The 23,336-nt window shown below is 62.5% G+C and carries 19 protein-coding genes and 1 pseudogene; 10 read left to right on the top strand and 10 right to left on the bottom strand.

Annotated elements, in window-relative coordinates:
• Nucleotides 1–175: 175 nt before the first annotated feature.
• On the bottom strand, nt 176–1,087 hold the full coding sequence (locus QZ656_RS14035) for a glutamate/aspartate ABC transporter substrate-binding protein (protein WP_291993992.1): 912 nt from the start codon (nt 1,085–1,087) through the stop codon (nt 176–178).
• 369 nt (nt 1,088–1,456) lie between these two features.
• Here QZ656_RS14035 and QZ656_RS14030 point away from each other — a divergent pair, with 369 nt between their 5' ends.
• Complete coding sequence (locus QZ656_RS14030; protein ID WP_291993991.1) at nt 1,457–2,047, top strand: YiiX/YebB-like N1pC/P60 family cysteine hydrolase; 591 nt, start codon at nt 1,457–1,459, stop codon at nt 2,045–2,047.
• A gap of 256 nt (nt 2,048–2,303) precedes the next feature.
• Here QZ656_RS14030 and QZ656_RS14025 read toward each other — a convergent pair whose 3' ends face one another.
• From QZ656_RS14025 to QZ656_RS14010, 4 genes are all read right to left on the bottom strand, one after another.
• The gene (locus QZ656_RS14025; RefSeq protein WP_291993990.1) at nt 2,304–2,936 is read right to left on the bottom strand and encodes a hypothetical protein; all 633 of its coding nucleotides are present in this window, start codon (nt 2,934–2,936) and stop codon (nt 2,304–2,306) included.
• A gap of 734 nt (nt 2,937–3,670) precedes the next feature.
• The gene (locus QZ656_RS14020; protein ID WP_291994215.1) at nt 3,671–5,476 is read right to left on the bottom strand and encodes an SLC13 family permease; all 1,806 of its coding nucleotides are present in this window, start codon (nt 5,474–5,476) and stop codon (nt 3,671–3,673) included.
• Nucleotides 5,477–5,658: 182 nt separating this feature from the next.
• A complete protein-coding gene (locus tag QZ656_RS14015) occupies nt 5,659–7,122 on the bottom strand; it encodes a mechanosensitive ion channel domain-containing protein (protein ID WP_291993989.1) in 1,464 nt (487 codons plus the stop codon).
• Entirely contained in the window at nt 7,119–8,009 is an 891-nt protein-coding gene (locus tag QZ656_RS14010; RefSeq protein ID WP_291993988.1) for a DUF3365 domain-containing protein, read from the bottom strand. Before QZ656_RS14010 ends, QZ656_RS14015 begins: the two co-directional genes overlap by 4 nt.
• 228 nt (nt 8,010–8,237) lie before the next feature.
• Here QZ656_RS14010 and QZ656_RS14005 point away from each other — a divergent pair, with 228 nt between their 5' ends.
• From QZ656_RS14005 to QZ656_RS13985, 5 genes are all read left to right on the top strand, one after another.
• Entirely contained in the window at nt 8,238–8,399 is a 162-nt protein-coding gene (locus tag QZ656_RS14005) for a hypothetical protein (RefSeq protein WP_291993987.1), read from the top strand.
• A gap of 90 nt (nt 8,400–8,489) precedes the next feature.
• Entirely contained in the window at nt 8,490–9,743 is a 1,254-nt protein-coding gene (locus QZ656_RS14000) for a lactonase family protein (protein ID WP_291993986.1), read from the top strand.
• A 9-nt stretch (nt 9,744–9,752) separates the two neighbouring features.
• The gene (locus QZ656_RS13995) at nt 9,753–10,049 is read left to right on the top strand and encodes a hypothetical protein (RefSeq protein ID WP_291993985.1); all 297 of its coding nucleotides are present in this window, start codon (nt 9,753–9,755) and stop codon (nt 10,047–10,049) included.
• The gene (locus QZ656_RS13990) at nt 10,046–10,723 is read left to right on the top strand and encodes a hypothetical protein (RefSeq protein ID WP_291993984.1); all 678 of its coding nucleotides are present in this window, start codon (nt 10,046–10,048) and stop codon (nt 10,721–10,723) included. The genes QZ656_RS13995 and QZ656_RS13990 overlap by 4 nt, the downstream gene beginning before the upstream one ends.
• Nucleotides 10,724–10,898: 175 nt before the next feature.
• Nucleotides 10,899–12,218, top strand: coding sequence for a tetratricopeptide repeat protein (locus QZ656_RS13985; protein WP_291993983.1), 1,320 nt, complete (start codon nt 10,899–10,901; stop codon nt 12,216–12,218).
• 386 nt (nt 12,219–12,604) lie between these two features.
• On the opposite strand, the gene QZ656_RS13980 is transcribed toward QZ656_RS13985, so the two are convergent.
• The 4 genes from QZ656_RS13980 to QZ656_RS13965 all read right to left on the bottom strand — a co-directional run bounded on the left by QZ656_RS13980 (nt 12,605) and on the right by QZ656_RS13965 (nt 16,901).
• Complete coding sequence (locus QZ656_RS13980; protein ID WP_291993982.1) at nt 12,605–13,048, bottom strand: hypothetical protein; 444 nt, start codon at nt 13,046–13,048, stop codon at nt 12,605–12,607.
• A gap of 68 nt (nt 13,049–13,116) precedes the next feature.
• Nucleotides 13,117–14,694: a PEP-CTERM sorting domain-containing protein gene (locus QZ656_RS13975; protein ID WP_291993981.1), complete on the bottom strand. Its 1,578-nt coding sequence runs from the start codon at nt 14,692–14,694 to the stop codon at nt 13,117–13,119.
• A 611-nt stretch (nt 14,695–15,305) separates the two neighbouring features.
• On the bottom strand, nt 15,306–16,169 hold the full coding sequence (locus QZ656_RS13970) for a DMT family transporter (protein WP_291993980.1): 864 nt from the start codon (nt 16,167–16,169) through the stop codon (nt 15,306–15,308).
• A gap of 105 nt (nt 16,170–16,274) precedes the next feature.
• The gene (locus QZ656_RS13965) at nt 16,275–16,901 is read right to left on the bottom strand and encodes a glutathione S-transferase family protein (protein WP_291993979.1); all 627 of its coding nucleotides are present in this window, start codon (nt 16,899–16,901) and stop codon (nt 16,275–16,277) included.
• A 348-nt stretch (nt 16,902–17,249) separates the two neighbouring features.
• Between QZ656_RS13965 and QZ656_RS13960 the strand changes: the two genes are divergently transcribed.
• The 4 genes and pseudogenes from QZ656_RS13960 to QZ656_RS13945 form a co-directional block, all read left to right on the top strand.
• Complete coding sequence (locus QZ656_RS13960; protein ID WP_291993978.1) at nt 17,250–18,152, top strand: SHOCT domain-containing protein; 903 nt, start codon at nt 17,250–17,252, stop codon at nt 18,150–18,152.
• 354 nt (nt 18,153–18,506) lie between these two features.
• Nucleotides 18,507–19,133, top strand: coding sequence for a MarC family protein (locus tag QZ656_RS13955; protein WP_291993977.1), 627 nt, complete (start codon nt 18,507–18,509; stop codon nt 19,131–19,133).
• Nucleotides 19,134–19,434: 301 nt separating this feature from the next.
• Nucleotides 19,435–20,607 (top strand): polyamine ABC transporter substrate-binding protein, encoded by a 1,173-nt coding sequence (locus QZ656_RS13950; RefSeq protein ID WP_291993976.1) that lies wholly within the window; start codon nt 19,435–19,437, stop codon nt 20,605–20,607.
• A gap of 17 nt (nt 20,608–20,624) precedes the next feature.
• Nucleotides 20,625–21,146, top strand: a pseudogene (locus QZ656_RS13945) (ABC transporter ATP-binding protein); the annotation flags it as partial.
• Nucleotides 21,147–21,182: 36 nt separating this feature from the next.
• Here QZ656_RS13945 and QZ656_RS13940 read toward each other — a convergent pair.
• Nucleotides 21,183–23,336 carry a helix-turn-helix domain-containing protein gene (locus QZ656_RS13940; RefSeq protein WP_291992871.1) on the bottom strand — a complete coding sequence of 718 codons (2,154 nt, stop codon included), beginning with the start codon at nt 23,334–23,336 and terminating at the stop codon, nt 21,183–21,185.

Below are 23,336 nucleotides of genomic sequence, written 5' to 3'. Positions count from 1 at the left end.
CTTCTCCTTGGCGCACGGCAGGCGTGCTTTGGGCACCGTGCCGCAGGACTCCAGGCGTCTACGCCAGGAACAACGCGGCCGAGAAATCAGCCGCCGCTGGCGGCGGCGCGATCAACGCCGCGGCCTCTCGGCAGCGTTGGCGCCCGCGGGCCAGCACGCCCCGGGCGCCGTACGCTCAGTCGTACGCTTTGTCGTTGGGCGCCTTGTAGAGCGCCTTCATGGCGTCGGAGAGCGGGAATTCGAGGTTCAGGCCCTTTGGCGGAATCGGCTGCAGGAACCATTTGGCGTAGATCTTCTCGGCTTCGCCAGACTTCATCGCCTTGGCCAGAGCGTCATCAACGACGCTCTTGAACGCCGGATCGCCCTTCGGCAGCATGCAGCCGTAGGCCTCGAACGATTGCGGCGTGCCGACCACGGTCCAATCACTGGCGCGCCTGGCTTTGGCCATTTCTCCGAAAAGCAGGGCGTCGTCCATCATGAAAGCCACCGCGCGACCCGTTTCCAGCGTCAGGAATGCCTCGCCGTGATCCTTGGCGCTGATGACGTTCATGCCCATCTGCTTGTCTTCGTTCATCTTGCGCAACAGACGTTCCGACGTCGTTCCCGCGGTCGTCACGACGTTCTTCCCGGCCAGGTCAGGAAAATCCTTGATCCCCGACGTCTTCTTGGTCAGCAGACGCGTCTCGATGATGAAGATCGTCGTCGAAAAACTGACCTGCTTCTGGCGCTCGGTGTTGTTGGTCGTCGAACCGCATTCGATGTCCAGTGAACCGTTTTGCAGCAGCGTAATGCGGTTCGACGGCGTCACCGGCAGCAGTTTGATGTCGAGCTTGGCCAATTTCAGGTCAGCCTTGACCGCTTCGACGACGATCAGCATCATCGCCTGCGAGTAGCCGATCACCTGTTGCTTGTCGTCGTAATACGAGAACGGAATCGACGACTCCCGATGCCCCAGTGTGATGACGCCGGTATCCTTGATCTTTTTCAGCGTACCGGTCAACTCCTTGGCCATCGCGGGTACCGACAGCAACACCGCGGCGACGCCTGCCGCCAGCATCCAGCGCTGTGATTTTTTAATCAGCTTCATGTCTCATTCCTCCTTGTCGAATTGACGATTTGGGCTCGAGTCTGCGCTCGATCGGAGCATTGTGGCACGACTGCAGCCGCGATCCTAGCCGCCGATCGGCTTTCCCCGCGCGCTGGGCGATAATGGCATCCGTTCGAGCCAGCCGACGACCCTGAGCACTCGAGACGACGCAGACCACCGAGGCCCTGCCTGCTCTCCCGTAAGCTGCAGTGGACGTTCCGGCTGGCGCGCCGGAATCGTTCCAGCGGCGGCGAGCAAGCTCAGTCGATGCCGCCGTCTTCGCCGGCCCTTATCCCGCAGGGGGAAGAAGGGCGATTCGCGAGTCGCCAAGGCGACTGAGCACCACCTGCCTCTTGAACGGAGCCGCACATGGCCGATCGCCTTGGCGTCAAAGCTGTCGCCCGAATACCCATCCTCGCCTACGAGCACGCTCGCCAGCAACTGCGGACCGGCGACATCGTCTTTTGCTCGGGAAGCTACTTCTTCTCGAGGACCATCCAGTGGGTCACCCGGTCGGTCTGGAGCCACGTCGGCATGATTTATCGCGACGATAATCTGCAGCGCATCTTCGTTCTCGAGAGCGAAACCGCCATTGGCGTTCGCCTCGTTCCCTTGTCCAAATATGTTCGCGATTACCACGGCCGCAACAAGCCGTACAAAGGACGCATCGTGATCGGCCGCGTCACGCCCGAACCCGATACCGAAAAGCTCAAGACGGCGATCAGCTTCGGCATGGATGAACTCACCAGGCCCTACGACAACTGGGAGATTCTCCGCATCGCGATGCGGATTCTTTTCCGCCGAGGCCGCAAGAACCGCGACCGCAAGTACATCTGCTCGGAACTCGTCTACGAGGCCTTTCGCAAGGCCGACATCTCGTTCAAGTTCAACCGCAACTCGATCAGCCCCGACGACATCTGGAACGACGCGCGCGTGCTGATGCAGTTCCGCATCATGTGACGGTTGTCGCCCGCGCGGCGAATGAACGGCGCGCAGCAGCCGCGCCAGGCAAGGCACGCACGGACCCAAACGACTCAATGACGAGGTGCTCGGACGCTTTCCAGAACACTGCACACTGTTCGTCCAGCATGGAGAGGTTAATGATCCCGCTCCATGCGAGATACCCCACGTCAAACTCTCCGGGGACGCGAGCGGCTGGCACGTCGCCGACCGCCAGGGGAAACGATTCAGCAGCTAGACGCTCGCCTTGATGGGATTATTGAAAGGCGGACGCAACCAAACTGTACGGAACCTGACCAGTGGCGCTCTTCAGAATTGCGTCGGCCACGGTCGCGGGAATCGGAGCCCAGTAGGCGGGCATCGACGCCGCGATCTCTGGCTTCAGCGTGTAGAGCAGGGCAAAGTTGGTCAGCCAGAGAGCAGGTGCCATTGACATCCCCACCTGCGTGCGCACGCCCCCTTTGGTGTTGGTCACAAGTTGCGGGACGCCCGACCGCTCTTGCGCCTTGTTGCCATAGATGGCCTCCACCGTGTACGCCGACCGGTAGAGTTGGACCAGGGAAGACGTCGCACAATTGGCCATAAACCACGTATTGATGTAGCCGCCAGGCGCCAACAAAACGTTCGCTATTCTCGTTGGGGCGTCGCGATTGGCCAGGCTCATTAGCCATCCCTGCTCGTTCACAAAGAGCCCGTAACTGGCGAGAACCGATTCCACCGGGTCGCCGCATTGGTCAAGATACACCAGCGGGCGCCCAGTCGTGTTGGTGAAAATTCGGACGCTCTGATCCGCCAACTTCGCGTCATCCGCGTTACCGTCTACACCTCCGCCAGAGATGAACAGGAGATACTGCTCCTCGGTAAGAACGTTCTTCTTTTTCAGTCCCAACTTCCGCGCAATCCGATTCGCCGTCCGTTTCCCGATCGGCTGATTGATCTGACGAGGGCGCGTGACTTGCGTGGGTGCCAGGTACTCATAGCAGTCTGGACCTGAAAACGGTATCCAAAACCCAGTTTCTGGGGCGGATGAGCGTGCTGATTGGCGCGGCGCAGGAGACTTCACAGTAGGACCTCTCGGGAAACAGGACAACGGTAGAATACATCTGGAGGCTTGGCTACCAACTGATAACGAATAGCGACTTTGATCGGCATCGCTATGCCTCAAGAAATACCAGAAATGGCTAGGCCTGTCCACCGTTCGAACGGCAGCAATGCGGCGAGGTGCGGTCGCCTATGCAGCAAGGCCTGGATGACCATTCAAGCCGATGAGCGGGCCGACCTTACCGCAGCGCCGAGCGGCCGCTTTCTGATGACTTTGCTGCCGTTCGGGCCACTCGATTTTTCGGGGCTGCAAGGGCCAGTTCTAGCCGAAAAAACAGTTTGGCTACCCTACTACAAAGCGGCCGTCGCCGGGCAATCGAGCTTGACGGGCGATGGCCAGAAGCCGGCATTGCGACGGGCTTTTGCGAAGCGGCGCCAGCGGCGTTTGTGCGGCGCTTGTCTTTGCCGATTCCACGAAGCGAAGAACGAGTCTCGCCGGCCGCAGGCTGCCGAAATCGCTTGACCACTACAGCTCGGAGCTGTCTTGACAAGTCACGGCCGCGGCCTGCTGTGCCGCTCCGCTCAAGCCGGCAGCAGCGGCCAGAAAAGCGGGATCAGCACGCTGGCGCTGACCCACACCACCAGATTGAGCGGAATGCCGAGGCGCGCGAAGTCGGTAAAGCGGTAATTGCCGGCGGTGTATACCAGCGTGTTGGTCTGGTAGCCGATCGGCGTCGCGAAGCTCGCGCTGGCGGCAAACATCACCGCGACGACGAAGGGGCGCGGATCGACGCCGAGGTGTTCGGCGACCCCGATGACGATCGGTGTGAACAGCACCGCCACGGCGTTGTTGCTGATGAACTCGGTGGCGATCGACGTGATCAGGATGACCAGTGACAGCATTAGCCACGGCGACAAGCCTCCACCGACAGCGACCAGCGCGCTGGCCAGCAAGCGGTCGAGCCCGGAATCGTGCATCGCGATGCTCAACGCCAGCATGCCGAAGATGAGCAGCAGAATCGGCCACTCGATCGATTTGTAGGCTTCGTCGGCGCGCAGACAACCCGTCGCGACGACCAGCACCGCGCCGATGATCGCCAGTCCTTCGATCGGCATCACATTGAAGGCCGCCAGAATCATCACGCTGACGATGGTCGCCAGGGCGATCGGCGCCTTGCCGTGGTTGTTCACCGGCGAGTGGCCGTCGGTGATGGCGAACAGGTCGCCGTTTTCGCAAAAGCGCTTGATCTGCGCCGGCGTTCCTTCGACCAGCAAGACATCGCCGAACTGCAGCTGAAAATCGTCGCCAATGTCGGCAATCGACGCATTCTTGCGATGTACCGCAACCAGGTGGATGCCGTAACGCGCGGCGAGGTCGAGATCGCGAATCGGGCGCAAGACATAACGCGAGGTCTGACCGACGATCGCCTCGACCAGCACGACGCCGCGACGGCGCAGCGTTTCCAGGTCGTGGGAATCGGCAGCCGGCCGCTGCACACCCATCAGATCGGTGCTGCCGCGCAGGTCGACCATCGCACTGCTGCGGCTGTGCACGACCAGGCGGTCGCCGGCCATCAGCGTCGTCTCGGCGATTGGCGCCGAAGTTTCCTGGTCGCCGCGAAACAGTTTCAATACCTGGATCGTACCGTTTGCCAGGCGCGCCTCCTTGAGCGTATGGCCGGCCAGGTGCGAGCCTTCGGGCACGAACAGCTCGGTCATGAACAAACGATCACCGCTACCGGTGAACTGCTGCGTCAAGGTCTCGCGTACCGGCAGCAGGCGAGGTGCCAGCCAGAAGATGACGGCGCTGGCGATCAGCGCGATGGCGATGGCCGGCAAGCTGATTTCGAACATCCGGAACGGCTCCATGCCGTGATTGCGCGCCACGCCGTCAACCAGGATATTGGTCGACGTGCCGACCATGGTGATCATGCCGCCGAGAATCGTCGCGTAGGAAAGCGGGATCAGGAGCCGCGACGGCGCCACGCCATAACGACCAGCCATCGCGATCACCGCTGGAATCATCACCATCACCACCGGCGTGTTGTTGATGAACGGCGACACCAACAAGCCGACCGCGAGCATCGCCAACAGCAGACGGCGCTCGCTATGGCCAGCCATCGCCCCCAGCCAATCGCCCAGACGATCGACGCAGCCGGTCTTGCTCAGCGCGCCGCTGATGATGAACAGACACGCGATGGTGATCGGCGCGCTGTTGCTGAACACGCTCAACACCTGTTTTGGAGCCAGCAGCCCGACGGCCATCAGCAAGGCCACCGCGCTCATCACGGCCACGTCGGGCTTGAGCCATTCCCGGACGAAGCAGGCGAACAGGCAGATCAGCGTCAGGCCGACGATCAGTGCATGGAGGGACTCGGGGATGGCCATTCGCGGGTTGTTCGAAGAGGTGGGCGGCAAGCTGCGGGCGCCAAGATAGCGCAGCGCCGAAAGACCTCAAAAGAATAAGAAGTTTTGTTCTTATGCTTATTAGGCCTATTGCCCCGAGCAGAAACAACGGCCGACGGCGGCGATGGCGTCGCGGTTCCGGCGCGACGAAGCCTGTCTTGACCCTAGCCGATCAGCTCTTGAGGGTGGATTTCGGAGGGGAAGGTGACGGCAATCAGTTCGCTGACAGCGCGCAGTTCGGGTTCGGGGATCTGCCGTCCGAGGGCATCGCGGCAGAGCATCTGGATCGTTCCGGGTCCGCGCGTGCCGACGCCACCCGCAAGATCATGGCCAGCCTCGATGAACGCCGCGCGCCGCTCGGCAACGGGGATGAAGGACGCCAGAGCGGCCAGCAGATCGGCACGAGTGCGCGTGGTGTTGATCGTTTCGCGCACCAGTCTTTCCGCGATGGGACCGACCTCGGCGGCCAGCAGGCCGGCGATCGTGCGCACCGCCGCACTGGTCGACAGCTGCTCTACCGGCATCGCCGGCAGGTGTTCGTCGGCCTCCCGGCCATGGCCGACGATGTTCAGGTAGTGGCCGCTCCGGGTACTGGCACGGCCTTCGAGGATCAGTACGGCCCAGCCGGCGTCGATATCGGGAAAGCGCAGCATTTCCAGCGGCGCGAAGCGATAGGTCCGGCCCTGACGCAGCACGGCCTCCCGACGCTCGGGGGTGAAATCGGGGCAGGCGGCAGCAAGGGCCGCGGCCAGGGTCGGTCCCTGCCAGGGGGGAGTTTCGTAGAATTTGTTCTTCGGCTGACCGATCGCGGCCCGGTTCAGGACATACCAGGCCCGGCGCAGAACTTCGCCGCTCAGGCGGTCGGCGTCTTCCTGATCGCGCGCGAAGAGTCGGATGCGGTATTTGATCGAGCCGAGATCGGGGCGCGTCTCGATCGGGGCGACCTCGACCGGACACGTGGTATCGAGATGTTCGATATCGACGAAGGCGTCGGCCAGAAGGTCGGTGATCCGTTGCGGGGGGACATCGGGAGGAAGGTGAAGGAAGACGTCGAAACGCGTCGGCCCGTCTTCGGGAAACATGACGATCATGGCGCCCACGAGGACAGAATTCGGCACCAGCAGCCGCACGTTGTCGGAGCGACGTCCGATGATGCTGGACATCGTCCGTTTCTCGATGGTCATCCGTTCGCCGTTGAATTCAATGGTGGCGCCAATGCCAAAACGCGGCAGCGACGACAGGGAAATGCCCGCCATCACGCCGCCGAACGAGGAGCGCATGGCCACGGCGGCAATCGCGCCGAGAATTGCCGAGGTGGTCAGAATCGACAGGACGTCCACGCCGAAGAAGGCGAGCAGCAGGGTCGTGGCGATGACGGCCAGTAGGGCGATGACGACCGCGCGCACGAGATCGTTGGGGGCGACCTGAAAGGTGGCAGTGAGAAGCACGTCGAGAATGAAATTGGCGACCAGCATCACCAGCGCCACAGCGGCGACGACCAGGCCGGCATCGGCCACGATCTGTTTGACCAGGGGCAGGGACTGGAAGAGACCGAAGGCCCCGACCACCCAGTAGAGCGCGAGGCCGAGCCCTGCGACGAGAATGAGAAGCGGCGCCGAGCGCCTCATTTCGGGTCGCTTGGGTTTCTCATGGCGAGGCTGAGGCTGGTGCGCAGTCGCGAGATCGCCTGCGACAGGCGCTGGATTTCCCGCGCGCCGGTCTGCGGCAGCGGCTCGTCTTCCTCGCGCAGGCTCGATCGTTCGGCGACGTCGGAAAGCTGTTGCAGCGGCCGGATGACGTGGCGTTGGAGCGGCACGGTGACCATCACCGAGACGAAGAGGAAGAGCACCACCAGCATGGCGAGGAACACGGCGACGAGTTCGTAGATCGACCGGCGCTCCTGCTCGATCGGCACGGTCAGCAACTGGACGCCGATGGTCTCGCCCTCGGTCCAGCCAAAGCCATTGGTGTCGCCGTAGATCTGGACCATTGCCCTTGGCGCCTTATCGGGCGTGGAATGGCAGACGAGGCAGGCCGGGTCGCGGATCACGATGGGCCGCGCGATGTAGAAGAGCGGGTCGCCCTCGTGATCTCTGATCCCCGTGACTTCCTTCAGGGCCGGGTCCTTGCGAAAGCCGGTGATCAGTTCGCTCTCGAAAGTGTTGGCCCGGTCGACCGGGTTTGTCGGGTTGAGCGCCACTTCGCGGTAGCTGTAATCGCCGGTATTACCGACGAATCGTTTGAAAATCGCCTGCGCGGCGAACGAGGGCACCTGTTCACGGTGAAATTCGCCGTCCGGGTTTTTCTCGAGCAAGGGGGTGATCTGTTCGACGGTGTAGGCCCGCGCCGCCAGGGCGATGCCGAGCAGGGTGCGTGCCTCATCCTCGACGTGGCGCATTGTCGCCGCGTTGTAGACCAGGAAAAACGTCCCGGAGCCGATGACGACGGCGCAGAGGAAGACCAGCAGGGTTGATCTGCGGACAATGCCCGCGATGGTCGTCACAGAGGCGTTCATGTGCGCTTTCAACGGGCTTGTCGGCCTTTTCATGTTCTGGATCAAGAGTCCAGAGCAGGAATAGTACAGGACACCTGCCAAGTCGCTAACTTTCTTCGACCGGAGCGCATGTGGACTGGAGCGCCTGGCGGAAGCGCTCGGCAGTTCTATAGATCGGCAAACCGGATGCTTTTGCCCATCGAAACCGCGGCACTGGCGGCTCGGATCCTGATCTCGCCTGGCATCTAGATGCGCAAAATGGCGCAGTTCTGTCGCGGCCGTTGTGAAACGCGATCTTCTTTGCTTGGAAAAAATGGCAATGATCCATCTCACTTCGCCGTTTGGCGCTTCTTTGCTGCCCTTGTCGACGCCGCCGAACATCCGCTGGAACTATCGAGCACGGCCCACTGACGAGGCCGATCCGCAGAGGTAACGGACTGACTTATAGGTTTTTCATACCGCGCCGGGGGCAAGAGCAGGAAGCCAATTGGCAACTCCAGGTTGGCAAGCATTACCGCGCCGGCGCGAAAACAGCTGCAAATTCGCGCCGCCAGGCCAGTGTTGACGGAGCGCCTCCGACGGCGCAGCATCAAGAACATGACGACAGCCCCCGCCCTTCCTGCACTGCTGCTCGCTCTCGGAGCGCTGGCGGTGTCCGGGGTGGCCGCGTGTCCGGCGACGCCCGGGCCTCTCGCCGTCTACGTCGGGACCTACACCGACGGCACCAGTCGGGGCATCTACCGACTCACCTTCGACGCCGCTACCGGCACGCTGACGCGCCCGGTCCTCGTTGCCGAGACGAAGAACCCGTCGTTTCTGGCGCGCCACCCGAGCGGGCGTTTCCTCTACGCGGTCGGCGAGGTGTCGACTTTCAAGGGTGCGAAGACGGGCGTCGTGAGCGCGTTCGCGATCGATCCGAAGACTGGTGACCTCACGCTCCTGAACCAGCAACCGTCGGAGGGCAGCGGTCCCTGCCACCTGCTCGTCGACCACGACGGACGCAAGGTCCTGGTCGCCAACTACGGTGGAGGAAGCGTGGCCGTCCTGCCTATCGACGCCGACGGTCGGCTGCGGCGCGCAACGGCCGTACGGGTCCACGAGGGCTCGGGTCCGAACAAAGGCCGGCAGGACAAGCCGTACGCCCACGGCATCTACCTCGACGCTGCGGAGCGATTCGCCTTCGCCCCCGACCTCGGTGCCGACCGGATTTTCATCTACCGCTTCGACGCCGCCAAGGGCACCCTCGAGCCCCACGGTGCGGCACCGCTCGACGCGGGTGCCGGCCCGCGCCACCTGAGCTTCCACCCAACCGGGAAGTACCTGTACGCAATCAACGAGCTCCGCTCGACAGTCGCCGTGTTCGCCTACGACGCCGAGAAGGGAAGCCTCTCGCGGCTCCAAACGCTGAGCACCCTCCCCGAGGGCTTCGCCGGGAAAAGCTGGACGGCCGAGGTCGCCGTGTCGCCCGACGGTCGATTCGTCTACGGGTCGAACCGCGGCGACGACAGCCTTGCCGCCTTCCGCGTGGACGACGGCACGGGCCGCTTGACCCGCGTCGGCCACGCGCCGGTCGGCGGCAAGGACCCCCGGCACTTCGTCATCGACCCAAGCGGCCACTACATACTCGCCGCCGACCAGGGGTCGGGCCGCATCACCGTTCTGCGCCTCGACCCCGCGACTGGTTTGCCCGTATTGACGGGCGCTGCGGTCGAACTCGACAAGCCTGTGGTCCTCCTGCCCGTGCCGGCGTGCTGACGGCACACGATGCCCACTTCGCTCGATCCAAAACTCGTTTGCGGCCTCGCCCTGGCCCTCATCATCGGCTCTCGCGTCGGGATGGCGCCTGCGACAGGCAAGGCGCTGTCGGCAAACGTCGGCATCGGCAGCGTCGGCACCCAAATTATCTTATCGCTGATCGGCGCCGGTTTTTTAAAGCACGCGTTAGTAAATCGCGTCAACAAGCACAGTAAACGGCTTGACTTGAACATCCCGTTTGGCGTCCTGAGCCTGGTGGCAATTCGGAGTCATCGAAGCATAGTCCAGAGAGGGCGCAACAAATGAAGCCATCAACACTGTCTGCAGATCCGCTTCACAGGCCAAACCCGTTTCGCTTTGGCCTGCTCTTGATCGTTGGAATTTCCCAAATCCTGATCTCGACTGCGGCTTATGGCCACGGTTACATGACCTACCCCAAGTCACGTGCCATGGAACAAATGCGGGACCAGGAAAAAGCATGGCCGATCGCGGGTATCAAGGCAAAACTCAGGCGAGAATCTTGTCTCGGACTGAAGTTCAACAAGAAATTCACCGAGGTCACACCCGGCCCCTTACAGCTCAAACTCCTATTCCCTGACGGAGCAAATCACGTCGGACATTGCTACGTCTATTTGCTTGACCCCTTTAATCCTGGCCAGAAGGTTCAGATTGGCGAAATGAATGATTGCGCTCGCTCAGATCACCCTGCCTCGGGAAAGAAAGGGCACGACATCATTGGCCATATGCCGGTGACGATCCCACGGAAACTCCCTTGTGACCCGTCACACTGCGTGCTGCAATGGGTTTGGATTGCCAGCCAAAATGGCGCCACGCATCCGGAGCATTTTGAGCACTATGATAACTGTGCCGACCTGCGAATCACCGGAGCCGAAAAGGACGCCGCAAAGCCTGCGTCGGCGCCGCTGACTTCACCCGCTTCTGAAGCACTTCCTCTGCCAAGGCCGCGTTCGGCATCCTGAGCCTGGTGGCACCCCGGAGTAATCGAACAATAGTCCAGAGAGGGCGCAACAAATGAAGCAATCAAGACGGTCTGCTGGTCCGCTCCGTAGCCGAATAGCGATTCGGTTTGGCCTACTCGTGATGTTGGGAATTTTCCAAAGCCTGCTGGCGACTGCAGCGCATGCGCACGGGTACATGACCTACCCCAAGTCACGTGCCATGGAACAAATGCCGGGCCAGCAAAAATCCTGGCCTATTGCTGGTGTAAAGGAAGAACTCCGAAGAGAACCTTGTCTCGGACTCAAGTTCAACAAGAAATTCACCGAGGTCACACCCGGCCCGCTACAACTCAAGCTCCTGTTCCCTGACGGAGAAAATCACGCGGGATATTGCTACGCCTATTTGTTCGACCCCTTGACGCCTGGCAAGAAGGTTCAGATTGGGGAAATGGTGAACTGCGCTGGCTCGGCCCACCCCGAGCCAGGAAAGAAGGGGGAAGATATCGCTGGCCATATGACGGTCACGATCCCCCGAGAACTCCCTTGTGACCCGTCACACTGCGTGTTGCAATGGGTGTGGATTGCTACCCATATGGACGCTACGAATCCGGAGCATTATGAGCACTATGATAGCTGTGCTGACCTGCGGATTTCCGGATCGGAAAAGGAGACTGCAAAGCCTGCGCCGGACGCGGCTGCCGCACTGCCCGTGCCACCACCGCCCGCGGCTGCCGCTGCCCCACCCCCTAAATCGCCCGCCGCTGCCGCGCGGCCAGTGCCAGCAGCATTGCCCACTGTTGCTCCGTCACCGCCATCGCCGCCCACTGCCGCCGCTGCCCCGCCCCCTAAATCGCCCGCCGCTGCTACACCGCCCTCTGCCGCTACCCCGCCTCGGATATCACCGTCAGTTGCTCGACACCCAGATATCGCTGTCGGCGAGACATATGTTCGACAGATGATCGCCGACGCCAGGGTCGACGGCGGCGCCGGCAAGGAGACGGCCATTCTTGCGACAAAGCGTCGTATTGAACAGCTCAACCTGGCAAAGTCCTCGCCGGCTGGCGCGCAAGGGCGCGCACGCGCGGAAAACAAACGAGGCGTCGAATATCTCCGCAATGGACAACTCGCCGAGGCCATCCAGGCTTTTGAAGCCGCCTACCAACTCAATTCCACCAATGCGGAAATCGCCGCGAATTTGGGCTATGCGCATTTCCGCAATAACGATCCCCTTGCGGCAGAACCGTTGCTTCTTCTGTCGCTGGTTTTCGAGCCGGGGCGAGCAATGTCTTGGGCCAATCTGGGCCAGAGCCAGGCAAAACAGGGGAAGCTCGACGAAGCGATCGCCTCTTGGGCGCTTTTCTATCGATTTTCTCAAAACCGCGATAGCAGCATCCAGTTCTTGAAGAAAATGACTCTGGACGAGGATTCAAAGATGCGCGAGGCTGCCAAACAGGCACTGCAGGCGACCACCAAAATCGCGGCGTCTGGGCCTGTCAAAAATCAGGCCAAGCCGTGACAGCGATGCAGATGGAGCGGCCGCTCGCTGAGGGAAGGGCTGCGTCCCTTGACAAGTTTCGACACGCAGCAGACCTGGCGGAGTAAGCGGGCTCAGACGCCGGTTGTCGATGCCATGCGTACAATCGGCCGCAAGCGGCCGGTTGCGGCAGGACTACAATGCCGCCGTTCAGACGCCCTCGGCATATGCGGGAGTGCCAAATTCAAGTCAAACACTCTCTTTCTCGGCTACCGCAACCTGAGGCACTATTGCGGCCAGCACAGCGACACTCGCTGGCAAAGTAACTGGCGACCAGGCAAGAACCGAAGGGGCGATTCATTGATGGATGCGCCTGCCCCCTTTTTATTGGGCTCCGTATCGCGCAATCTACCCGTCACGTTACGGAGTTAACGGCACCGGATCAGTTTGACCTTTTGGTTCTTTTCAAGCCGGTAGCTACGTACGATGGCCTCGTCGTCGATCCGCACGCGAAGCTCGAGTACGGTTCCAAACACGCGACCATCATAGGTGGCGGCACGCGTCGTTGCGGTCCCAGCGGCCATTTCGGGTCCGGCATGATGCGCTGTGTGGGCACCACGAGCGGTGAACTGGCCCTGCGAATCAATCCGCAGCGGCTCGTTGATCGAACCTGAGCCGCAGTCATAGTCGAGTTTACCGCCCTGCACGTCGAGGATGAGGTTTAGGCGATCGCCACCCCAGGCGCCGACCACGGGGCCTGGGACTTCTGCTGCCTCACTAGCGGTTGCGACCAGCGATCCTCCGATAATCGCGACCGCCAGCACATGGCGAATGAAAGAGTAGAACTCAGGTGTCCTCACGGCAAGAAGCATGAAAGACAGAAAGCGAGTTTCACGCCGCGCCTCTTTTTTCGTCGTTGGCAGGAGATGTCAGCAATATCCTATGTGGAAACACCCGTCGTCGGCTGGCCGCGCCGCGTCGAAACCGTCGCCAGCGCCAGGCCAAGGAGCACCAGAAGGTAGGTCTCGGGTTCGGGAACGGCGGTAGACTGGGTAAAAGCGATCTTGGCGATGTAGGTGTTCCAGATCGCTCGCTCGGTGGTCGTGAAGTTCGGGATGACCGCCCATTCACTCGCATATTCACCGATCGCAAAGAAATCGTGGTGGTTCGTCGGATCGAAGGTGACCGCGCTGTAATCGCCCCATCGCTCCCGGCAGTCAGCCGGGTTGGTGCGAGTACCGCAGTGGTAGTCGCTGATTCCACTGACGCGCAGCAGCATGTCGGAACCCTGCTGGTCGAGCCCGCCAATGCCGTCGACCAGGAAGGCTCGTGCGAGGAAGCTGATGTTGCCGTCGGCCAGGCCGTCGCCGTTGCTGTCGTCCGTCTGGAAGCCTGACCGGTTGTAGCCGATCACCGCTTCGCCGAATTCGTTAACCGCGATGGAGCCTTCATAGTAGTCGTACCCGCCGCCACCGATGAAGCCCTGCCCGATCAGCGATCCGCTGAGGGCGTCGACCACCGACCAGCGAACGCCCGAATGACCTAAGTCATTCGGATTTTCAACGGTGATCGCCGAGTACAACTTGCCGTTGAGTTGCGCCACATTGGCGCTGATCCGCGGACTCAACAGGTCGACCACCTGGCTGCCGTCGGGCTGACGTCCTCCGTCGCCGTAGTAAGCGTAGTGGGAGCCGGTGATGGTCGCCGACGCGGACTGCGTGGCAGCGGCACCGTTCACGCCGCTCAGCCGATAGAAAACCTGAGCGTCGGAAACCTTGCTGTCAGCCATGACTGCTGCGGTATTGGTCGGATTGCCCTGCCAGTTGAGCGCCGCCTGGATCGCGAAGCCGTTGTTCGGACCGGCCGCCGGCGTGGTGAGGGTCGTCATGTCGGTCAAGGTCGGCGCACCGCCGAACAGGCCGGTTTTCGGGATCACGAACACGCTGGTGCCGGTGAAGGTGTCGCTGGAGTTGAAGTTGTTGGTGCCGATGTAGACACCCTTGTTATCCAGGGACAGGGTCGGGTAGTCCAGCGTGGTGCCGACCACACCCGTGATCCGGGTGGATTGCCACGGCCCCAACGCGTTCGCATTGCTGGATACCGCGATATTGACCGTGTTGCCCGTTGGGCCGAAGCCACTGACGATCCAGCGATTGGTGTAATGGTCGAACAACACGCGCTGGTCACCCCCGGCGCCGCCAGGCTGTCCGGCGGCCGCCCAGAATGCCGCCATATTCACGCTCGATTGCACGGCACCGGTGTTCTTGTCATAGATCCGGATGCTGCCGTTGCTGGTTTCAAGAAACTGCGTGGTTCCCACGGCGCCCATCGTATCGGGCGGACGGAAGCACTGGCCCAACGCGCAATTGATGAGCTGCGACCCACCTTCAAAACCGCTCGACACGATGACCGATGCCTCGGCCGCGCCCGCAGTCAGAAGCGGTAACACGGAAACGAAGGCGACTGCGAGTTTGGTTCGACGCCGTATCGGGGCGCGCTTGGGCGCAAATGACATCATGGCTATCCCTCCGTTTGGTGGTATTGACGAACTCCAGGGGCTATCGGGAAACTGCCGATCACCTGGGGCGCAGCAACGATCACACGTCACTGCGCCGAAATGTCTACGAGGTTACGTTTTCCAAAAAAAGGCGATCAACAACGACGCTGTCCGTGCAAACCTATCTCGTCCGATCCCGGTTGAGAGCCGAAGCAAGAAATAGACCATTGCTACTTGCTGTTATTAATTCAAGGCGCTGCAGTTGTTTGCCGATCAAACCGATGGTGGACTGTAAAATTCTTCGACACGGATGCGAGGCCGGCAATGTGCTTGGCGCGACATGCTTGGCGCGAGCAGCGCCAGAACTGAGCACCGCCAAGTGCCAGTGGCTCCGCGTCACGCCGAGCTCTTGCCGCTCCATTTGCACCATCTGATCGCGGCTAGACCCTGCGCCGGGAAGTGATACGCGACCGGTCGGGCCCGAGGCAACAGGCGCTATCGCACGTCGACGTACCGGCGAAAGACGAAAGCGCCGATCGTCCCGGTGGCGCGCACGCTCAGGGGTGAATCGACACCCGAAGCGGTACCCCAAGTCGACGCTCCCGCCGACCACCTCCTGCAGGAGCATGACCTTAGCGGCGGCTGACGGCCGGCCGCTTCTCGAGAATCACCAGCGCTATGCCGCCGAGAATGGCGACCGACGACAAGGTCAGGCGCAGCGTCAGCGGTTCGCCAAGAAAAGCGATTCCGCCCAGCGCGGCAATCACCGGGACGCTGAGTTGCACCGTCGCGGCGTTGGTCGCGGGCAAAGCCGGCAAGGCCGTGTACCAAATCGCGTAGCCGACCCCCGAGGCGAGCGCGCCGGACGCGAGCGCGTAGCAGACACCGGCGCTGTCCAGCGACGCGGCGTTCAGCGTCAAGGCGCTGAATGCGCTCAAGGCGACGGCGATCGGCACCGCGCGCAGGAAGTTGCCGGCCGTGACCCGCGTCGGGTCGCCGCCCGACTTGCCGCGCAGGGAATAGACGCCCCAGGCGACACCGGCACCAAGCATCAACAAGGCGCCACTCAGCGGCGGCGCCGAGAGCCCCGGCAGCAGGAGACCGAGGAGGCCGGCGAGCGCCAGCAGCAGGCCGACGACTTGCCAGCGCAGCAGACGTTCGCCGCGCAGCAGACCGTGACCGATCATCGTCGCCTGCACCGCGCCAAAGAGCAGCAGCGCACCGGCGCCGGCCGGCAGGCTCCGATAGGCGAAGGAGAAACCCGCGGCGTAGGCGAACAGCGCCAGCGCCGACAGCCAGTTGCCGCCGCCGACCCGGCTGCCGGCACGCAGGCGCACCACCAGCACCAGCATCAGCGCGCCGGCAATCAGACGGATCGTCGTGAAGCTGGCGGCGTCGATGCTGGTATGCTGGAGAGCGGCCCGGCAAAGCAGTGAATTGCCGGCAAAGGCGATCATCGCCAGCACCGTCAGGGCCATTACGCGTGGGCTGGGCATCGTGGGTCCTCGCTCGATCGATTCCAGCAGGTGGCCGTGCCGCACTCATTCGGCTGCGCGCGACGCCGACGGCGAGGCCGTGCCGCGTCGTGTGCGAGCGGCGCATCAGGCGCCAGCATTTTGCAGATGCTCTTCGTTGAGCCAATCGGCGCGTCGCGCTGCCGGCCGCTCGTGCAGCCGTTCGACGTAGGCGGCAAAGCAGGGCCGTTTTTCGATGGTACCGAACTGCAAGCCCCAGCCAAGCTGCGAGCCGAGGTACACGTCGGCGGCAGTAAATTGCTCGCCGCAGACGTAGGGTCCTGGCTGCAGCGCGTGTTCGAGGACGTCTAGCGTTTGGCCGTAACTGCCGAAGCCGACAAAGCCGCTCTTGCCATCAGGAACTTGCCAGTCAAGCGCCCTGGCAGTCACGGCCAGCTCAAGCGGGCCGGCGGCAAAGAACAGCCAGCGGAAGTAGGCCGCACGGGCGGGATCGTTGGCTGCCGGCAGCAAGCCCCGCTCTGGAAAACGGTCGGCAAGGTAGGCGCAGATGGCGGCCGTTTCGGTGAGCAGCGCGCCACCGTGCCTGAGCGCTGGGACCTTGCCCATCGGATTCACCGCCAGATAGTCGGCGCTCTTCATCGCCGGCCCGAACTCCAGCCAGACCGTTTTATAAGGCGCGCCGACCTCTTCAAGCATCCAGTGGGCAACACGCCCACGTGACTGCGGGTTGGTGTAGAAAACGATATCGCTCATCGTGGCACTCCTCCTGGGATGGATTGTGACGGCTATGGCAGCGGCGCAGAATGGCGAACAGGCGCCGCCGACGACGGCACGTCGGAAGCGATTTACGCGATCGCCGTGGCGGGCGTCATCTTGCCGTACACGCGGCGGTCTGCATACCTGCACGCGACGTGGCCAGGCTGACCAGCCAGAGCGGCGCGATCGCGCCGCACCGACAAGGTGCCAGCGGCCGATTGCCTGGCTCACAACGATAGGCGTAGACTCCCGTTCCGGCACCTTCGCCGGCCCGGCGCCCGGCGCTCGACTGGCCGCCGCCAGGAACCTTCAGAAGCGTCCGTTTCAACATCGAGGCTCATCAGCATGCGACAACTTTCCCCCAGCGGCCAGCAGGCCATCGACGATATCGCTCAGCGCCATGGCTTCAGTGCCAACGCCGTGCTGAGCATGCTCGAGTCGGTGATCAACGGCAACGGCAGCATGGCGCAATTCTCGCATCCCGAATTCTCCGGCTCGGGGCAATGGATGCGTGGCGGCATGATCATGGTCTCGAACCTGTTCGACAACCATCTCAAGGGGCGCATCGACGCGCTGTGCAACGAACTCGCGACACTCGTCGCCCAGCAGCCCGATCTGATCCGCAGTGGTAGCTTCCAGTCGCAAAGCCAGGGCGGCCAGGGCGCCTGGAACACCGGCCAGGAGCAGGCCAGTTTCGGCGGTGCTCAGCAACACGGATCGGCGTCGGTCGGGCCGGTCAGCCTGTTCGTGCCGCCGGCGCCGGGTACCTCGGGCGACTGGTGGCCCGGCGACCTGCGCCATCCGAACAGCACCGGTGCGCAGAACGGCGTTCGCTATGCCCACTTCGCGCAAGCGCGACGCCTGGCGATCGACGTCGGCGGCACGGTCACCGTCTATGACACGCTCGACCACCAGATCGGCGGCTTCTCGCAGCAGCAATCGATCGGCGGCACGCTGAGCTTCTCGAGCCAGCATGGCTTGATCGACGTCGCCAGCCTGCCGGTGCTTTCGTCGACCGGGCAGGCAGCCAAAGCCCCTTCGCCGTCGCTACCCGCGACAGCCGCGACACCATCGACAGCGCCCGAGGCGCCTCGCTATCAGAGCGTGCCGCAGGACACGACGCCACCGCCGGCTCGCGACCAGGACATCTTCGCGGTAATCGAAAGACTGGCCGACCTCAGAGCCAAGGGCATCGTCAGTGACGAGGAATTCTCGGCCAAGAAGACGGAATTGCTGAGCCGCCTCTGAGCGATTTTTGCAGCTGCGGTGGGCGACGCCATGGTGAGTGCGCATCAGCAGGCGTTGGTGGTCGGCCAGCGCCGTGCTCGCCAGCGGGTCGACGGCGGTCATCGCCACGCCACCTCGGCGCCTGCTGCGGCTTTGCGGAACAAGGACTGCGCGCGTACTATCGGCGACAAGCCGAGCTTGGCGACGTCCAGTAGGCAAGCAGCACCGCGCAATAAGCGGCGATGAGGCGGCCGGCACGGCAGCGCTTCTTCCTCGCATCACCCGAGCAAGAACTGGCCCTGACCTCGGGTCAAAGCAAGGCGCCGACCAGGCGAAACCGAGGTCGGTGCCAAGACACCCAGCGGAGTAAACCTCATGCTCGACTACGCGACATTCATGCAAAGCTTCGCCGTCCTTTGGGCGGTGATCGATCCCATCGGCAGCGTACCGGTCTTCATCTCGGTCACGCAGGGAATGGCAGCGGCCAGGCGAAAGCAGATCGCCGGCCGCGCGATCCTCGTCGCACTGGGCGTGCTGGTGTTCTTCGTCGTCGCCGGCGAACTGCTGTTGAACGCCATCAGTGTGCCGCTGAGCGCCTTTCAGATCTCCGGAGGGATCATCCTGTTCCTCTTCGCACTGACGATGATTTTCGGCGAAAGCAAGCCCGACGAAGAAAAGAAAATGGTCAGCGGCAGCAGCGATCCGTCGGTCTTCCCGCTGGCCATCCCGTCGATCGCCTCGCCCGGAGCGATGATGGCAATTGTCCTGCTGACCGACAACACGAGAAATTCGATTGCCGAGCAGGCGCAAACGACGGCGATCATGGTCAGCGTATTGATCGTCACCTACGTGCTGCTGCGCCTGGCCGAGCCGATTCAGCGCGTCATCGGCGACGCCGGCGCGAGCATCGTCAGCCGCGTGATGGGATTGATCCTGGCGTCGGTGGCGGCGAACAACGTCCTTGAGGGAATCACCCAGTACTTCAGTCTGGCGACCCATTAGGGTGCTCAAGTGCCGCGGCCAGCGCGGCGCGGCGTGAAAATCGCGGCTGCGACTTACGACTCGCTTCGGCTGAACCCGCGCTCGCTGTTAGGCAGGCGCCTGCAGAGGGCCCGGATAGTCAAAGCGCTTTCCGCTCAGCACCCCGCCAGCACACGACCTCTCGGCTTGGGGAAAAGTGCAAAGACTCTCGGCCGCGCACGGCGGCCAGCCTGACCGCAAGCAATCCAGCTCTTGGCGCGCCGTGGGCGCTGGGTTACGCTTCCGCTATCGCTATCGTCACCCCGCATCGAAAGGCTGCGTCATGTCTCACTCAACACATCCATCCCCGGCCCTCACCCGCCGGCTCGCGTGCCTGGCCGGTGCGCTGCTGCTTTCGGCCTGCGGCAAGGAAGCCGAAGTCGCTACTCCGCCAGCGGCGGCGGCGGCCAAAGCCGGCGTCAGCAGCGATGCCGACAAAGTGCTCAATGTCTATAACTGGTCGGATTACATCGATCCGGAGACGGTCAAGAACTTCGAGGCCAAGTACGGTATCAAGGTCAATTATGACGTCTTCGATTCCAACGAGGTCGTCGAGACCAAGCTGCTGGCGGGCAATACGGGTTACGACCTGGTGCTGCCATCGGCTCAGTTCATGGAACGTCAGATCAAGGCCGGCGTTTTCCAGAAACTGGACAAGTCGCTGCTGAAGAACCTCGGCAACATGGATCCGGCAATCATGCAGCGCGTCGCGCTACACGACGCCGACAACGACTATGCCGTCCCGTATATGTGGGGAACCGACGGCATCGGCTACAACGTTGGCAAGATCAAGGAGATCATGCCCGGCGCGCCAGTCGATAGCTGGGCGCTGGTGCTCGATCCAAAATACGCGGCCAAATTCAAGGATTGCGGGATCTCGATCCTCGACGCCGCGTCCGATATTCGCAGCATTGTCCTGATCTATCTCGGCAAGGACCCCAACAGCCAGGACGCCGGCGATCTGAAGCTTGTCGAAGAGCAACTGCTGAAGATTCGTCCGTACGTGCGCAAGGTCAATTCCTCGCAGTACATCGAGGACCTGGCCAACGGCGACCTGTGTATCGCCGTCGGCTATAGCGGCGACGTCCTGCAAGCGCGCGATCGCGCCCGGGAGGCCGGCAAGGGCGTGCAGATCGCTTACTCGCTGCCCAAAGAAGGCAGCATCATCTGGTTCGACATGATGGTCATTCCGGCCGACGCCAAGCATCCCCGGAACGCGCATCTGTTCATCGACTATCTGATGCAGCCCGAAGTGGCGGCGGCCAACGCCAACGCGGTTCATTACCCGAACGGCAACCTGGCCTCGGAGCCGTTCATCAAGGCCGAGGTGAAGAACGACCCAAGCGTCTTTCCCAGCGCCGAGGTGAAGGCCAAGCTGTCGCCCGAACTGGCGGTCGGCGACGACTACAATCGCCAGCTGACGCGTACCTGGACTCGCTTCCAGACCGGTCATTAGTTCACGCTGGAATTGACATGGCGTCGTCTGCAGCAGCGGCGGCCGGCGGTCGGCCGGCGTGGAACGACCCGACGGCGCAACCGTATATCCGCATCGAAGGTGTCACGAAGCGCTTCGGTGACTTCGTCGCGGTAGACGACGTCTCGCTGAACATTTTCAGGAGCGAGCTGTTCTGCCTGCTCGGCGGCTCGGGCTGCGGCAAGACCACGCTGCTGCGCATGCTCGCCGGCTTCGAGCAACCGAGCCGCGGCAAAATTTTCATCGATGGCCTCGACATGAGCGGTATCCCGCCCTACGAACGCCCGGTGAACATGATGTTTCAGTCGTATGCACTGTTCCCGCACATGAGCGTCGAACAGAACATCGGCTTCGGCCTCAAGATGGAGCACCGCCCACGCTCGGAGATCGCCGAACGCGTGGCCCAGATGCTCGCACTGGTGCGCCTCGAGGGCTTCGGCAAACGCCGGCCCGAGCAGTTGTCGGGCGGCCAGCGTCAGCGCGTCGCGCTGGCGCGCGCGCTGATCAAGCAACCCAAACTCAGATTTCCTGATCTCGGAGGAAACCGGGTTGGCACTTCAGACAAGAGTGAAGGTCATTCTTGCCCCGGTTTCCGGATGCGGAAAATCTTGCAGGGTGAGTTCCTCGAGGAGCGCGGCGATAGCGCGATCATGAGCTGGGCTGGCCATCCGGTGAATTTTGATGGTCAGGGTGTTGGCTAGCGCGTTCGGTTCGATGTCAGCGGAAGAAACGAACAATTCGCGAATGAGCGCACGTGCGTCGTCCTCCTTCTTCAAGTGGCGGCGCAATAGCGCCACCATGGCGGTCTCGGCCCGGTAGGCGACCATTTTCACGGTATCGCAGAGCATCTTGTTCAGCGGCGGCAGTTGGGTCGGTCGCTCGGCCTCGGGCAGACTGTCGATCGTCACCTTTCGGGGGCTTGCCTTGCGCGCCGCGCAAAGTCGCTTGAGCTCCTCCTGAACGGCCTGCAGTGCTTCGACAGACTCGGCGTTTTTCTGGATTTCGCCGCCGTCGTTCAAGGCCGTCCTGGCGATTGCGGCCTGCAGTTTTCTTTCGCTCTGGCGGGTTTGCCTGACGGCCTTGTCGAGTTCCCGCCAGCGGGGGTTAACGACCTGGTGAGTGCCGGGAAGAGAGTCGTCTCCGTACTCGATAAGCCCATCAATATCATAATGTTCCATCATGTACGCGAAGTAGTTTTCCTGGCACCAACGGGCGAACATCCGCCCAGCGATGGTGGTGTTTCCGAGTTGCCGGGCGGTCGTGATCACGGCTGTTTGATGTCCCGTCTGGGTCAGCCGACGAACTTCGCTCACGGCCAGGCTGCCATCGCCTGTGCCGAGTCGGGTTTCGCGCATGGCGAGTTTCATCCCGGTGCTGCCGCCTGCCGGCAGATGGACTTCCTGTTCCTGAAACACCTCTTCGGACCAGAGGTCCTTGACGTTCTTGCGGTAGGTCAGTGCGCCGATGCGCTGTTTCCAGAGTCTGCCGAGGAGACTCTGGGTGGCCCCTTCCCGATCGAAGACCATGACAAACCGGTGCAGGGTCGGGTCGGCGTCCAGTTCGGCCGGCGTCGGCTGTCCCGGGACAATCTCCAGCAGTTGGGGGACGATGTCCTTGAGCAGGGTCTCGGCGAGTCCGTCATTGAGCGGCTGCGAAACCACAAAGAACGGGCGACCCAGGGCATCGTTAACCCAGTAGTCGGTGGTGCCCCGCAGGCACAGGCGTTCGCGCGAGACGTAGCGCTTCGACAGCCTGGCCTGCTCGCCGTGATACACCCGAACATGACCATCGACATACAGGTAACCCGCTTCTTCTGGCTCGCTTTCCATCCAGAGCTTCGCGAGATCCCGCATCCAGGCTGCCGGGTCACCCGTCTTGGCCAGCAGATGGACCTTTTCCCGCAGGGTGCGGACTTCCGGTACCCGGTCCAGGCCGATGACTTTGCCGAGTTCTCCGGGCGAGGTTTGTCGCAGATGTTCCGGCCGCTTGATTCGCCCCAGGGCCATGAAGCCGAGGACGAGAAGGATGTGCAAGGCGCTGTAGAATCCCCGGGGCAGCTTGAGATGGCGATCCAGGCCGGTCAGTAGCCCGTTCGCGCACAAGGCCGGCAAGCCGGCCAACAGCCCCCCCATCGCCACATCGTGGCTCGCTTCGAAGCGCGTCGTCGCACCGGTCGCCAATCCCAGCGCCGTTTGGATCCGCTCGTCGGCGCGCGTGCAGGCGGTGCCCATCCCCGCGGCGGCTTCCGCATCCGCCCGGCTGCGCTCACTCTTGGTGCTCGCCGCTTCCAACTCCCCTGCCTCTTGCGGCAAGGCGGCCAACTGCGGCACGCCCTGGCGCCGGATCGCCTTGCGCAGCGTCGACTCCTGGACGCCCACCTGCCGTGCCACTTCGGCAGGACGCTTTCCCTCGCTCAACAGCCGCGCGCATTCGGCACTCTTGTCCGGCGTCATGATCCGCGGCCGGCTCGCCGCCGCCGGTCGAAAGAAAGACGATGGCCCGGCTTTGCGGCTTTGTCCCACCCAGTTCATCAGCGTGCGGTGCGGGATGCACAGCGGTGGCCTTTCCAGTTCGACCGCCTTGACGTGCCCGTTCTCCATCAGGCTGGTCAGAGCGAACCTGCGGCCAGCGTCGTCTCCTACGGGGTGCGAGAAGTAATTGTCTCCCCCAACAAAGTAGATCGCTTGGCCATCCTTCTCCAGAATCGCCAA

The sequence above is a fragment of the Candidatus Accumulibacter sp. ACC003 genome, assembly GCF_907163085.1.
Taxonomy (GTDB): Bacteria; Pseudomonadota; Gammaproteobacteria; order Burkholderiales; family Rhodocyclaceae; genus Accumulibacter.
This window is presented reverse-complemented; position numbering and strand designations above follow the sequence as displayed.